Source organism: Bacillus sp. Root920 (assembly GCF_001429445.1).
In the GTDB taxonomy this organism is placed as follows: domain Bacteria; phylum Bacillota; class Bacilli; order Bacillales; family Bacillaceae; genus Bacillus; species Bacillus safensis.
In genome coordinates this window covers 45,083-59,222 of record NZ_LMJV01000001.1, presented here as the reverse complement: position 1 = coordinate 59,222, position 14,140 = coordinate 45,083, and the positions used below count along the sequence as shown (strand labels likewise).

Genomic DNA, 14,140 nt, shown 5'->3' with positions numbered 1-14,140 from the left:
TGGTAAAATAGACAAATAATAAGAATAGTCATAGGTGATTTTTATGATAAAAGTAGGTCTCGTCGACGATTACCGAGTAGATTTAGAAAAGCTGCACGCCATTGTAGGCAGGATGGAGGCTGTGGACATCGTCTTTGTCACGCAGTCAGCAGAGGATGCATATGAGAAGGTCAAAAAAGGAGACATTGATCTGCTGTTTGCTGACATTGAAATGCCCGGAATGTCCGGTTATGAATTAGCGGACCTCATTCATTCTCACGCACTGAATGTCGATGTGGTCTTTGTGACAGGAAACAGTGGATATGCAGTCCATGCATTTGATTTGAATGTACATGATTATATTATGAAACCCTACCAAGCTGATCGAATTGCCAAATGCTTAGAGCGTTATATGTCCACCAAGCAGGAGAAAAGCATTCATGGACGGCTTCTCATTAAACAGCAGTCAAATATTCATGTGCTGCAGAAAAAGGATGTTATTTTTGTTGAGCGAACGGGCCGGTCAACAACTATCGTGACAACGACAGGAGATATCCAAACCTATCAGACATTAAATGAGCTAAAGGGAGATCTGGCTGAAAAGGATTTTATCCGCTCCCACCGATCGTTTATCATTAATATTCATTACATTAAGAATTTCTCGGCGTATGCTAAAAATTCGTATATCGTGTCTTTTGAAGGTACAGATAAAAAAGCCATGATGACCAAGCAGCAATTAGAATTCTTTAAGAAATACTATTTTTAAGGAGAACGAACGTGAACGCTTTCTATCTTGGATTTCGCATTTATGCCCTCATATGGTTAGGTCTTGCGTTTCATGCGGCTGCTGAAGCCCTTCTGCCGCTATCATCCATTGTGTTGTGGCTTCTTACCTTTTGCGCGGTGTGTGTTTATACATTTTTCATGTACAAAAGATTTTTGCCTCATACGAGCGGTGATGTGATATTAGGCGCTTTTATACTCATTACCTGCACAGGCCTTTTGCTGTTTCTAACGCAACAGAATGGGCTGAGCTGTCTTTTGGCGCTCATCATGATGGTGACAGTCGATATCCTCTCATTGAAGGTGATGCAGACAGAGAAACAGTTAAATGGGCGGCTTCAAGAGCTCATAAACGCGGAATCAAGAACCAACGAATTACTTCTTGAGCTGCGCAGTAAACATCATGAAACAGCCAGACATTTAAATGCCTTTTCCGCGTCGAACGACGAGCATGAAATCAAAGATTTGATTCAGCAATACGTCAAACATTTCCCATGGATGAAAGGAGAAAATGCATATTTGGCCGCTACCCTCCACCCCTTCTTTCAACGGGCTGAGAAAGAGGACATTGCACTTTCACTAGACCTTCAAGCACCCTTTTCATCGCTTCCTTTTTCAAAGGCGGATCAGGTTAGTTTTACTGGCAACCTGCTTGATAATGCTCTAGATGCAGCGATTGAAGCGAAGCAAGCCGGAAAAGAGGGCAGCATTTCGGTCACGACCTCTATTCGGAGCGGGCTATTTTTAATCCATTGTGAAAACAGCACAAAAGGTATGGAAAAACACGTGTTAGATCATTTATTCAAAACTTTTGGCCGTTCGACAAAAGGCGGCGATCATCAAGGCATGGGGACGTATATCATTCAACAGCTTGTAGAAAAGGCAGACGGTACACTTGATTTCACTTACCGTTCTCCAAATTTGCGGCTCGTCATCAAAATCCCTCTCACCATGTCATAAAAAAAAGGTGCATAGCTGCACCTTTTTTTAGTGTTACGAGAAGATCTTATCGATTTGATTGATTTCCTCTTCTGTTAGTTGAACATCGTTTGTTTTTAGGTTTTGCAGCACTTGGTCTGCTCGTTTTGCCCCTGGAATAATAGCATCAATGCCATCCTGCGCTAAGAGCCAAGCGAGTGCGACGTGTGCTGTTTCTGCATTCTTTGATTGAGCAATGGCTTTCAGCTTGTCTACTTTTTCGAGATTTGAAAGGAATGCATCGCCTTGGAAAAGCGGATCCTTTGCTCGAATATCATCAAATGTCGCATCTTTTGTAAATTTCCCGGTCAACAAGCCTGATGCCAATGGGAAATAAGGAATAAAAGATATCCCATGCTCGACGCAGTATGGAAGAAGATCCTGCTCTGCCTGACGTTTCAGCAGAGAATACTCCGATTGAAGCACGTCTAAGTAGCCATCTCGGTTAAAGGCTTGAAGCTGTTCAAAATCAAGGTTTGATGCACCGATTGCCCTGATTTTCCCTTCATCCTTCAATTCCTTTAATGTGCCTGCTACTTCTTCGAGCGGCGTGCGTCCATCCGGGAAATGCATATAGTACAAGTCAATATAATCAGTTTGCAGTCGTTTCAGGCTATTTTCGACCTGCCCTCTTAAGAAATCACGGCTGTTATCAAGTTCAATTTGGCCATTTACTTCCTTATGAGCTCCTTTTGTCGCAAGGACAAGCTTTTCTCTGCCGCCTCTTTTGGCAATGATCTCACCGATTAATTCCTCTGAACGGCCCAGCCCATAAATAAAAGCAGAATCTAAGAAATTGACACCTTGATCAAGAGCCGTCTCCACAAGCTCCCGTCCAGCATCCTCACTAAGATTCGGGAATAAATTATGCCCGCCTACTGCATTCGTACCAAGCCCTATCGGATTTACCTGCAAATCAGTTCGTCCAAGCGTTACCTTTTTCAAAAGCTCATCTCCCTTATCTACATAATCATCCTTATTTTCCCACGAATCATTTCCAACATTCAAGTATACCGCTCTCTAAAATCAACCTGCAGGTGGACGCGGCGAAAATAGAAGATGCGTATGATGAAGATAGACTAAAACGAAAAGGAGATCTTGTCATGACCATTCAAATTGTCATCATTATGATTATTCTGCTTTTAAGAACAGGCAAGGAAAAAGAAATCCGCCCCATCAGGCTTCTCATAGGACCGCTCATTTTATTAGGCACACTCTCTTATTCCTTTACCCAGCATATTGAAATCACGGCGATGAGCCTGCTTGCAATGATTGTCTTTGCACTCGCAGGTTTTGCAATCGGGCTATGGAGAGGTAAACTATACAAAGTAACATATGATCAACAGTCGGGGCGTATCACCGCCGCCAGCTCACTTTATGGAACACTTTTTTTCATCGGAATCATCCTTATCCGGATGACAGTAGGTTCAATTGTACAGGATGGCGGTCATTCCCTGATCATTTTCGCAAATGGCCTGACATTCCTTCCAATCGGCAGTATGATCGGCTTACGTTTTATTCTTTTAAAAAGATATATGAACATCAAGGCATCTGCTGCTATTAACTGACAGACAGGAGTTTTTGATATGAACCTTCAGCAGCCACTCAAGCTTTTAGGTCAAATAAGGCGGAAATTTGTATTAGGCCTTGTATTGACCTATATGTATATTCAAATGTATGAGCCCCTTTCATTAGGCGAATTGGTGTTTCGCACCTTCGTCTATTTGGTGTTTCTCCTTTGTCTTTTTCCAAAAAGCAAGCTGTCACCTAAAAAGCAATTTTCTATGCTCCTCTTGATGTGGATTTTGACACATCTTTTGTGGCTGGTGACAGGTCAGATTCAAGACAGTATTGGACTGACCTTTTTTATGATCGGCTTTATCGCTTTTCGTTTTTCAGAGGCGCATCATCCCTATCTATTTGCTATCATCTTTTTCACCAGTGGGATCAGCTATTATATAAACGATTTTTCTTGGAACATGGTGATCACTCTCCCGCTATTCCAGCTGCTTGTGTATACACTTGTTTTGATTTCTAGAATGCGTCGGCGTGAACAGGAATTAAAGGAAGAACACTTCGGAGAACTGCAATTGGTTCACAAGGAATTATCAGAAGCCCATGAACAATTGAAAAAGGCGCATATGGAGCTTGAAGAAGCGACCGTTCAGTCACTCCAATTTGCAGTGCTCGAGGAGCGAAGCAGAATTGCACGTGACCTGCATGACAGTATCGGTCACCAATTAACCTCGATGATTGTCCAGCTGCAGTCTTTGCCCTACCGTTTAAAGCAGGAAGAACCAGAGCAGATGACGCAGACGTTTCAGGAGCTGATCCATATTTCTAAAAATTGTCTCACCGAAGTTCGTTCTGTGGTTCATCATATGGCGTCAGATGATGCAGGTCTCGGACTTGCCGGACTTCGCAGCCTCATCAAGCAAGGAGAGATATCGGGTGAGCTTGACATTCACTTTCATACAGAGCAGCTTACGTATAAAAAATGGCCGCTCTCCGTATCTGAACTGCTTTACCGCATTTTACAAGAAGCCATCACCAATACAATTCGCCATGCCAAGGCCACCGCAATGACCATTACACTATCTAACGACCAGCATGAGCTGATGATGAACATTGAAGACGATGGATATTTGACCAGCGAAAAAGATATTTCATTTGGCTTTGGACTGTCAGGCATGAAGGCACGGTGTGACGCAGCAGGCGGTTCCCTCAAGACGTCCATACGCGAGCCGCACGGCTTTTGTATCCATGTTCACATTCCTATCAAGGAGGACTCCGAGACATGACAAACCCTATTAAGATTGGCATTATTGATGATCAGCCGCTGATCCGCCAAGGATTTCGTTATATTGCAAGCGCTCAAGAGGATATTGACGTCATATGGGAGGCGTCAGACGGTCAGGAGGCGGTTGAGCTTTGCTCGATCAACACACCAGACGTACTGCTGATGGATGTACAAATGCCTGGAATGGATGGCATCACAGCAACAGAGCACATTTTAAAAAAGCATCCAGATGTAAAAGTTGTGATTCTCACGACCTTTGATACGGAAGAATACGTCTTTGACGGAATTCGTGCAGGGGCAGTCGGTTATTTGCTGAAGGATACAATGCCCGAGGAATTAATTGAGGCCATCCGCACCGCCTTTGCTGGTGAATCTGTATTTCGAACGGCAGCCTCTGAGCACATGATGGCACGAGCTCTTCAGCAGGCAAATGATACACATCACACTCATCTGCTTCACGAATCATTCACAGAACGTGAACGCGATGTATTACAGCAAATGGCCTATGGCTTAAAGAATGAAGACATTGCTGATCAATTATTTATCAGCAAAAGTACGGTAAAAACGCATGTGCACCGTATTTTACAAAAGCTCAATGCACAAGACCGTACACAGGCTGTCGTCTTCGCCATCCGGCACCGCCTCGTGAAATAAAAACTGCCTTCACTTCAAGATTTTTATACAAAAAACATTTAAAACCTAAAATAAATCTATAAATTAATACTTATTAACTAGTATATTATGCTTATTTAATTCCTTATTTTATAGGTGATTGTGTTAAAAACTATCAAAAATAGGGACTAAAACCTATTCCTCATCATGAATGAATTTCGATAGAATGAATAGTGCAAATCGTCATTAGGATATTTTCCCCTTTAACACCCGAATATACCAATCTATCTGTTTCTTTTTTCTTAGTCAGATAGCGGGAATGAAATGACGAAAGAAAAGCAAAGGAGCTTCAACTGTGAATCTTAAAAAAATAAGTGCACTCCTCATGATTTCATTCGTGATGATCATCTCTGCAGCCTGCCAGAGCTCAGCCAAATCAACCGACGCTGATCAAAAGTCAACGAAAACAGCAGAGGTAAAAGTCAATAGCTACGAATATACGTTACCAGAAGACTCAACAACTACCTTGAGAGATAATGAATTGGTGCTAAAAGTCAATCTGACGATCACAAACAAAGGTGACAAAGCCCTTTCATTATATAACTCTGACTTCTCCCTTTATCAGGACGACGCCAAAGTATCTGATTTAAAATTCTACGGCAGCAAAGATCGTCTTGACCTTGGTTCATTGAACAAAGGCAAGTCACTTTCAGGAGCTCTTTATTTCCTAGTAGACAAAGGGAAAAAATATCAGTTCGTCTATCAGGACAGTATCAAGAAAAACAGTGATTCCATCCAAATCGACCTAGATGGAAACAAAATACTCGATTCAGCAAAAAAGCTGGATAACCCAGCAAAAGCGTTATCCGCTTATACCGATATTATTGTTTTTGATAAAAAGAACGATGAATTCGCAGATTTAACGGGTGACAACCAATCGGATGTCGTCAATAAATACCATGAGATGTTTGTAAAAGACTTCAAAAGAAGTGCAGGAATATACGGAAATGAAGTGAGTGACCGAGATATTCTGTCGATGTACAAACGCATTCAAAACACCATGAAGGATAAAGCGAAAGTAGAAACAAGTGTGAAAACCATCTCTGATGACGAAGCAAAGGTTGTCGCTCAAGTAACAGGCATTGATGCTTCTAACTTAAAAGACAAGCTAGACAAGCAAAGAGACGAGTTTTACAACGGGAAAATCCGTTCTAAAGAAGAATTGTATAAAAAAAGCTTAAACATGTACGCATCTGAATTCGAAAAACTTCCTCCCGTTTCCAGCCCAGCTGAATATGAAGTGAAAATGAAACGTAATGGGGATGGTCAATGGAAAATTGACCTCAATGATTATAATACAGAGCAGTACATGAGCGGTTTTATTAAAACGAGATAATCTAAAAAAAGACGCTGGCCTCTGAAGGAGCCGCGTCTTTTTTAGATTATATTGTCGCCTCTTGCTCTTCTTTCACCGCTTTTTCGATATCTTTAAAACGGCTCGATACAGTCGACGCACTAATGCCATACTTTTTCGCTACTTGTGCTTGAGAAAGCGGGGCATCGCTTGCAAGTGAATGAATGTAGTATTCGATTCCGGCAGCAAATGACGCTGCTTTACGGATCACAGGTGATTTCTGATCACAGTAGGCTTTCCAAACCGTTAAAGCACCATCTGTCAGGCTTTGATCACCGTGCTCCTTCATTCCGTCTTCAATCAGCTTAGCAGTTTCCAGCTGGACGTCACTTGCCCAGTCCATACGATCTGCTGATAGACCTGCATCGCCTTCTGTTTGAGCAGGTGTTTCTGATTCTTCTACTTCTTGCTTCGCAAACATACACTTCAGCACATCAGGGAATGATTCTCTCATAAATGTGCTGCGCGCCCCTCCATTTGCTTCATATGCGTCAACAAGCTGGCGAACTTGAAGAAGAAGAGTATCTGTAAACTCTTTCGCAAACATCGTATATTGAATGAAAAACTCTGCCTTTTCTTCAAATTGAACAGGAAAACCAAGCACGAGACTTCCCTTTTCAGGCAGTACCGTTTGATCAGGTTTTACATCTACTTCAACCTTCTCCGCTGTTACCATATTCTCAAAGTAAAGAGACTCGTCCGTTTTTTCATTTAATAAAAGCAAAGATGGCTCCATGTCTGTCCAAGATTGGACCACTTGTCTTGTTTTCGGACGTGTAATATCTTCTGCTTTCTTTGTCAGGAACTCTTGGAAAATGGTCTCTTTCTGATCAGTTAATGGACGGAAGAAGATGCCCCATACACTCAAATGGAAAACTGAGATTTGTTGCGTTTCTTTATCCATATCTGCAAGGAAAGAAAACTCATTAATGAATTGATTGATCGCTCTCTGATGTTTAGAAAAAGCATAATTCATTAAATCCTTTTGAACTTGTACAGCTTCCTTAAACACAAGCTCAGACGTTTGTTCTCCGCCTGATTTTTGACCACAGCAATGTTTATATTTTTTTCCGCTTCCGCATGGGCAGAGCGCATTTCGTTTAATTTTTCCCAAAATAAAACCTCCGACATTCTAGTCTAACCTCACTATTTTAACAAACGATTGCACAGGAGGGTTTTATTTTCAAGAAAAAAGAAAAATCTGAATGATCAGTTAAATTATAAAATCACCTGAAGATCACGATAGATCATAGGAAAGACAGACTTTCTCTGTTTATTTTCTCCAATCATACCAACAGATTTTCCTCAGCTCATTCCTTCGAATAACTGCTTTGCCTCAAAATAAAAGATTTGAACGAATTTCTTCGTATTGACTCTGCCTGTCGATCCTGAGGGAGAAGATGTCTTCTGCATTTCTTTCATTCTTTGACTGACATCGGTAAAATCGAAAAACTTCGACGCGTAGTGCTCAAACTTAGGATTTGAGAAATCTGTTAATCCTAGTGAGGCAAAATGATTCAAGGAATGATGAATAGCTCGTCTAATCCGCTGCTCCGCCGCTTTCACTTCCCGCATCACCTCTACATCGGTTGCACCATGATCCAGTTTTCTTTCTGCTGTTTTGATAAACAGCTGCTTTAGTGGCGGGAAATTGACCTCATGAGAATTAGCTGACTGTGTTTCATGTAAGTAGATGAGTATCTCCAGTAAATCCTTAGAGCCGCTCTCACCGACAATTCCCAGCTCAGATAAGAGGAATTCCCCAGCCTCTTTCATCGTTCTTCTCTTCGCCCCAGCGCCCGCACCTTGAGAAATGACAGGCTCTAATGGCAGCACGTGGCGAAGAGAGGCTTGTATATCGTAAATCGATTTTTCCAGCTTGATACGCTCCATGACTTTTCGAATCACACTGACGATTTCAATGCGATTGACAGGCTTATGGATATAATATTCAATCCCTAGTTCATATGCTTCTGCCATCATCTCTTTCGCCTCTACTTGGGAAATCATAATGACCTTACCTTTGAATTCAGGGTGGATATGGCGGATGGTTTGAATGCCATCTCTAGCAGGCATTAAAAGATCAATCAAAAGGATGTCTACTTTCTTGAGGTTCAGGGAATGAGCCTCTAATCCAACTCCGTCACCCGCTTCATCTACGACCTCTCCCAAATCCTCATCCTCTATGATTTGACCTAAAATCGAGCGTATTGCACGATCATCATCTGCAATGAAAAATCGCATACACTCACCCTCTCTGTATTAAATTTTGTATAGGAAGGACAAGCAGAAAAGCTGTACCTTTTGTTTCTTTTGGTTCGATTTGAATCTGACCGCCAAGCTCTTGAACCAGCTCTCTCACATAGGATAAGCCAATCCCTGTAGACGGTGTTCCAAATGCATCAAATTTGGAGGTATACCCTGGATCAAACACAATCTCTCTCATTTTTTTAGGAATCCCTGGTCCGTCATCTTCAATCCGAATCTCTATTTTATCATGACTTCCTTTCAATTCGAGTGAGATCATCCCGGTATCTTTTATTGCTTCGACTGCATTGGCCATTAAATTATTAATCAGCGATAAGAAAATAAACACATGATAATCATGCAGATGAATGCCCCTTATATCAGATGTAAAGGAGATGTTTTTCCCAAGAGATAAAGCATACTTCTCTTGAATGCGGATGACAATTTGGACGAGCTCTTCCGCCTTCATATAGTCTTGCATATTTTCCTTCGAAATCAGCTTTGAAAGCCCAGCATAAATACGCTGATTGTCCTTTTTCACTTCATGAATTTCTCCTGCGAGCTTTAACAGCTCCTGACTCACTTTTTTCCCTGCTTCGTGTTCATGCAGCAGACGATAAAGCCGGTATGATTCCTGTGTAATATGCTCTGTATGTTTTAACGTTTTCTTTAAATGCACCGTTTCTTCATATAAATTCGAAATGACCATCATCATATGCTCATTTTGTTTCATGATCTGCTTTTCTCTTGATTGAGCCTCATACAGCTTCATCATATTAAAAAAACTGATCACCACAAAGCTGTGAGCAAACGCAATGAGGAACATATCGCTCAGCTTTGATAAGGTCATCGTTGTATCAAACACTAGAAATTGTACAAACAGCTCGACAAAATCAGCAACTAATTCGATCATCAGACCGATGATCCCAATGAAAATAGAGCGCTGTTTAAAGCGTCCCGTACGGACGGCAAAAAACAGGAAAGCATAAGTGAAATAGAAAAAGAAGCTTGGGAATTGCTGATAAAATGATGAAGCCAGATCAGCATTCTGCTGAATCAAATCTAAACCTACCCGAAAAAGCACAATGGCTGCGCCTGTTAAAAATCCCGGCAATAGCGGTCTAGATTTTCTTAAGAGTAATAAGCAAAAGAAAAACGCAGGTGCGCCAAAGCTGATGCGAAACGTCTCATTCACAGGATAAAACTTCAGCTCTCCTGCAAGCGGCACAATGACTATCATAAAAATTAAAATGAATGCGTCCTTTTTGACAAGCTGATTTAAACTCAAATGACTGACATCCCTTCCCCTGTTTGCATAGCCACAGTATACAAGGAGACTCTTTTCTCCACAATGTACAAAAAAATAATTTTCACTGCTCCTTTTATCCTCAAAATCCGTTTTTATGACTATTCTCCGGGACAGCAAGGTGACCTTTCAGCTATTCACTGTTTTGATCATTGACGACAATAATAGGAATTGTTTAGACAATTATCGACAGACTGATTTTTATTTGTAAGTTTTTCTGTAGATTTACGTCAGATTGTGTAGTTTCCAAGATAAATTGAATGAACAATTTTAGTGAAACTATATGTAAGCGTTTTCTGAATTTTCACTAAAAACCCTTTTTGTTTTTCCGCCGACAATGCCTTCATTTGTACATATATTTAGGTGTAAAGGAGTGGTGCAAGCAGCGCATGACAAGTTCTTTGAAGATGTGTAACATGTTTTCGTGCCTATTTGATCGCATTTTTTGTCATCCGCCAATTCAATAGGGTACTTTTTGATTTTTGATTGGAGGAATCGTATGAAAACAGCAATTTCTAAAAATACACAACACGCATGCCAGTCTTCTGTTGATCAATGGGCAGAAGAAATACGTCCGTATTACACAAACGGGCAGAATGCTGGCTACATTCCAGCACTTGGAAAAGTGAATTCCTCTCAACTTGGTATCAGCGTGATAGGCCCAGATGGATCATCTGTACGATATGGTGATTGGGACGTTCCCTTTACCCTGCAAAGTATCTCAAAAGTCATCAGCTTTATAGCTGCCTGTTTAGGAAGAGGCGTACCTTACGTCTTGGATCGGGTAGATGTAGAGCCAACTGGTGATGCATTTAATTCCATCTACCGTCTTGAGATGCATAAACCAGGGAAGCCCTTTAATCCAATGATTAATGCTGGAGCTATTACCGTATCCTCCATCCTTCCCGGAAAGACTTCTACAGAAAAGCTAGCATATATTTTCGATTTAATCGAAAACTTAATAGGTAAGCGTCCTTCTGTTAATGAAGAGGTTTATCAATCAGAATGGGCAACTGCACATCGAAATCGGGCACTTGCTTATTATTTAAAGGAAACCAATTATTTAGAATCGGATGTCGAGGACACGTTAGAAGTGTATTTAAAGCAATGTTCCATCGAGGTCACAACAGAGGACATCGCCTTGATTGGACTGATTATATCAAGTGATGGCTACCATCCCTTTAAACAAGTCCAAGTCATCCCAAAGGATATCGCCAGACTAACAAAGGCATTGATGCTGACATGCGGCATGTATAATGCGTCTGGGAATTTTGCTGCTTTTGTAGGCGTTCCAGCCAAAAGTGGTGTGTCTGGAGGAATTATGGCTTGCGTTCCGCCAAGCGCAAGAAGAGAGTTCCCGTTTCAGACAGGCTGTGGAATTGGCATTTACGGTCCCGCCATTGACGATTGCGGAAATAGTATTACCGGTGTCATGATGCTGAAAAAGCTCGCCAAAGAGTGGGATCTCAGTATTTTTTAAAAAGAACAGTGATGAATTCGAAGAGGTGATGTTATGAACGAAAAAGCTTTGCTATCTTATTTAACACATACAAATGATTTTATTTGGACTTATATTGTGATTGCTCTGTTACTTGGTGTTGGGGTGTACTTCACATATAGAACACGCTTCCTGCAAGTGAGAATGATCAAAGAAATGCTGCGTGTCCTGAAGGAAGGAAGAAAAGAAAAAGAGGGAATATCACCGTTCCAAGCATTTGCCATCAGTATGGCAGCACGCGTAGGGACAGGGAATATTACAGGGATTGCTATCGCTATTGCCATTGGCGGCCCTGGTGCCATCTTTTGGATGTGGATCGTAGCCATTATCGGATCTGCTTCAAGTTTCGTTGAAAGTACACTAGCTCAAGTATATAAAGTAAAAGACAAAACAGGTTTCCGCGGTGGACCTGCTTATTACATGGAAAAAGGGTTAAACAAGCGCTGGATGGGGATTTTATTTGCGATCCTGATTACGATTTCTTTTGGAATCGTCTTTAATGCGGTTCAATCAAATACGATCACTGTCGCTTTTAAAAACTCCTTCGGTTTAGACCGTTTAACCGTCGGTATTGTGATGGCTGTCATTTTTGCAGCGATCATTTTCAAAGGAATCCAAGCGATCGCAAAGGCTTCTGAATACATTGTCGTTGTGCTTGCGGTTGCTTACATCGGAATTGCGTTCTTTGTTATTGTCACAAATATCACGGAACTTCCTGGTGTCATCAGCACGATTGTGAAACACGCCTTCGGGTTTGAACAGTTTGCTGGCGGTACGCTAGGCGGTGCCTTATTACAAGGGATTAAACGCGGTCTCTTCTCAAATGAAGCCGGTATGGGTAGTGCACCTAACGCAGCAGCAACGGCTGTCACAAGCCACCCTGTTAAACAAGGATTAATCCAAGCATTCGGCGTGTTAACAGATACGTTAATTATTTGTACAAGCACAGCCTTCCTTGTTCTGTTTTCTGATGCGTATAAAACAACAAACCTGCAAGGAATTGAATTAACACAGGCTTCTCTTAGTCAGCATATTGGACCATGGGCCTCTGGCTTCCTTGCCATCATGATTTTCCTATTCGCGTTTAGTACATTGATCGGTAACTATTACTATGGGGAAACGAACATTGAATTCCTTGGAGCGAACAAAATTTGGCTTAACATCTATCGAATTGCCGTTATTGGAATGGTTCTGTTCGGTGCGGTTGCCACTGTTCCTCTCGTTTGGGGTCTAGCCGATCTCTTCATGGGACTCATGGTCATCGTCAACCTCATCGCCATTACCATGCTGTCTAAGGTCGCCTTCGCAGCACTGAAGGACTACACGAGACAGAAAAAAGAAGGCAAAGATCCTGTTTTCTATAAAAATGCCGTTCCAAACAATGAGAAAATTGAATGCTGGGACGACGAACCTGCTGCATTGAAAAAGAATCAAATCGGATAAATCAAAAAAGCTCTGGTCAACTGATCAGAGCTTTTTTCTTTATGTCAAAAATTCAAGTATGAGTTTGTTGACAACCTCTGGTTTCTCATGATTGATCCAATGAGAGGCATCATCGACAAAGATCAGCTGGCCATTTGGACAGATCTTTATCGTTTCCTTCGCCAGCTTTCTGCTTAAAAATTTGTCCTCCATCCCCCAGATCATGCGAACAGGAACGAGAATTCGTTTGGAAATTGGCTTTTCAAAGCCGCCTTTTTTGATGGCTCGATACCAATTCAGCATTGAGGTCAAGGCGCCTGGCTGTGTCCAAGCGAGCTTGTAGCTTGAGACATCTTCCTTCGTGAACAAATGTGGTCTTGCCGTCAGCCCAATGGCTTCATCCAGCTTTTGAAAATGATTTTCTTGAAGTGCTGCCTCTGGAGCATTCGGAAGCTGAAAAAAAGCGATATAGGAGCTTTTCTTCCACTGCGGCGGATAAAAAGGAAGAACCTTCATCATCACCCGCGGATGCGGCATATTGACAATGATTAATTTCTCGACATATTGAGAACGGGTTGAAGCCAAATGCCAAGCAACAGCTCCGCCCCAGTCATGTCCGCCGACAATCGCCTTTTGGTTCGGGCTCAGCGTCTTAATCAAACCCACAATATCATCTCTCAGTTTATCTAATACGTAGGATTCGACTCCTTCTGGCTTGTCACTTAGATGGTAGCCTCTTTGATCAGGAACAACAACACGATAGCCTGCCTCAGCCAAGGGGATGATTTGATTTTTCCAGCCGTACCAAAACTCAGGAAACCCGTGGAGCAGCACAAGCAGCGGGCCATTTTCTGGTCCAGCCATTGCTGTATGAAGTGTTACACCATTTGTTTGGATTGATTGAAACTCAATTTGTTCCATTCCTTTGCCACCCTTCTCCTTGTCCTTTTATTCTTCCAACATAGCATATTTTCCATTTTTCAGAAAATAAAAACACTCACAAAAAAACCTTCACACTCGTGAAGGTACAGATTGTTGACAAAGGGCTAAAATGATCTTGATTTTAGCCCTTTGTCTTCCTTTCAGCGTGATAGAAAACCT

13 protein-coding genes are annotated in these 14,140 nt (G+C 41.7%); 8 read left to right on the top strand and 5 right to left on the bottom strand.

Annotation, left to right across the window (positions count from 1 at the left end):
• The first annotated feature begins 43 nt into the window (after positions 1 to 43).
• Together ASE42_RS00265 and ASE42_RS00260 are read left to right on the top strand one after the other, a co-directional pair.
• Positions 44 to 745, top strand: a complete 702-nt coding sequence (locus ASE42_RS00265) for a LytR/AlgR family response regulator transcription factor (RefSeq protein WP_056764978.1) — start codon at positions 44 to 46, stop codon at positions 743 to 745.
• Between the two features lie 11 nt (positions 746 to 756).
• Positions 757 to 1,722, top strand: a complete 966-nt coding sequence (locus ASE42_RS00260; protein WP_056764975.1) for a sensor histidine kinase — start codon at positions 757 to 759, stop codon at positions 1,720 to 1,722.
• A gap of 33 nt (positions 1,723 to 1,755) precedes the next feature.
• Here ASE42_RS00260 and ASE42_RS00255 read toward each other — a convergent pair whose 3' ends face one another.
• On the bottom strand, positions 1,756 to 2,685 hold the full coding sequence (locus ASE42_RS00255; protein ID WP_034283198.1) for an aldo/keto reductase: 930 nt from the start codon (positions 2,683 to 2,685) through the stop codon (positions 1,756 to 1,758).
• 158 nt (positions 2,686 to 2,843) lie between these two features.
• Here ASE42_RS00255 and ASE42_RS00250 point away from each other — a divergent pair, with 158 nt between their 5' ends.
• From ASE42_RS00250 to ASE42_RS00235, 4 genes are all read left to right on the top strand, one after another.
• Positions 2,844 to 3,308: a DUF1453 domain-containing protein gene (locus ASE42_RS00250; RefSeq protein WP_224427073.1), complete on the top strand. Its 465-nt coding sequence runs from the start codon at positions 2,844 to 2,846 to the stop codon at positions 3,306 to 3,308.
• A gap of 18 nt (positions 3,309 to 3,326) precedes the next feature.
• On the top strand, positions 3,327 to 4,541 hold the full coding sequence (locus tag ASE42_RS00245; RefSeq protein ID WP_024427218.1) for a sensor histidine kinase: 1,215 nt from the start codon (positions 3,327 to 3,329) through the stop codon (positions 4,539 to 4,541).
• On the top strand, positions 4,538 to 5,194 hold the full coding sequence (locus ASE42_RS00240; RefSeq protein WP_044333593.1) for a response regulator: 657 nt from the start codon (positions 4,538 to 4,540) through the stop codon (positions 5,192 to 5,194). Before ASE42_RS00245 ends, ASE42_RS00240 begins: the two co-directional genes overlap by 4 nt.
• Before the next feature lie 313 nt (positions 5,195 to 5,507).
• Positions 5,508 to 6,548, top strand: a complete 1,041-nt coding sequence (locus ASE42_RS00235; RefSeq protein ID WP_056764972.1) for a DUF4352 domain-containing protein — start codon at positions 5,508 to 5,510, stop codon at positions 6,546 to 6,548.
• Positions 6,549 to 6,594: 46 nt separating this feature from the next.
• On the opposite strand, the gene ASE42_RS00230 is transcribed toward ASE42_RS00235, so the two are convergent.
• From ASE42_RS00230 to ASE42_RS00220, 3 genes are all read right to left on the bottom strand, one after another.
• The gene (locus ASE42_RS00230; RefSeq protein ID WP_056764969.1) at positions 6,595 to 7,680 is read right to left on the bottom strand and encodes an SEC-C metal-binding domain-containing protein; all 1,086 of its coding nucleotides are present in this window, start codon (positions 7,678 to 7,680) and stop codon (positions 6,595 to 6,597) included.
• A gap of 191 nt (positions 7,681 to 7,871) precedes the next feature.
• Positions 7,872 to 8,810 carry a response regulator gene (locus ASE42_RS00225; protein ID WP_025092765.1) on the bottom strand — a complete coding sequence of 313 codons (939 nt, stop codon included), beginning with the start codon at positions 8,808 to 8,810 and terminating at the stop codon, positions 7,872 to 7,874.
• Positions 8,811 to 8,814: 4 nt separating this feature from the next.
• Positions 8,815 to 10,101 (bottom strand): sensor histidine kinase, encoded by a 1,287-nt coding sequence (locus tag ASE42_RS00220; RefSeq protein ID WP_056764965.1) that lies wholly within the window; start codon positions 10,099 to 10,101, stop codon positions 8,815 to 8,817.
• Positions 10,102 to 10,618: 517 nt separating this feature from the next.
• Between ASE42_RS00220 and ASE42_RS00215 the strand changes: the two genes are divergently transcribed.
• Together ASE42_RS00215 and ASE42_RS00210 are read left to right on the top strand one after the other, a co-directional pair.
• A complete protein-coding gene (locus ASE42_RS00215; RefSeq protein ID WP_024427212.1) occupies positions 10,619 to 11,599 on the top strand; it encodes a glutaminase in 981 nt (326 codons plus the stop codon).
• A gap of 33 nt (positions 11,600 to 11,632) precedes the next feature.
• Complete coding sequence (locus ASE42_RS00210) at positions 11,633 to 13,060, top strand: alanine/glycine:cation symporter family protein (RefSeq protein WP_024427211.1); 1,428 nt, start codon at positions 11,633 to 11,635, stop codon at positions 13,058 to 13,060.
• A 39-nt stretch (positions 13,061 to 13,099) separates the two neighbouring features.
• Here the strand turns inward: ASE42_RS00210 and ASE42_RS00205 are convergent, their stop codons facing one another.
• The gene (locus ASE42_RS00205) at positions 13,100 to 13,960 is read right to left on the bottom strand and encodes an alpha/beta fold hydrolase (protein WP_024427419.1); all 861 of its coding nucleotides are present in this window, start codon (positions 13,958 to 13,960) and stop codon (positions 13,100 to 13,102) included.
• Positions 13,961 to 14,140 lie beyond the last annotated feature (180 nt).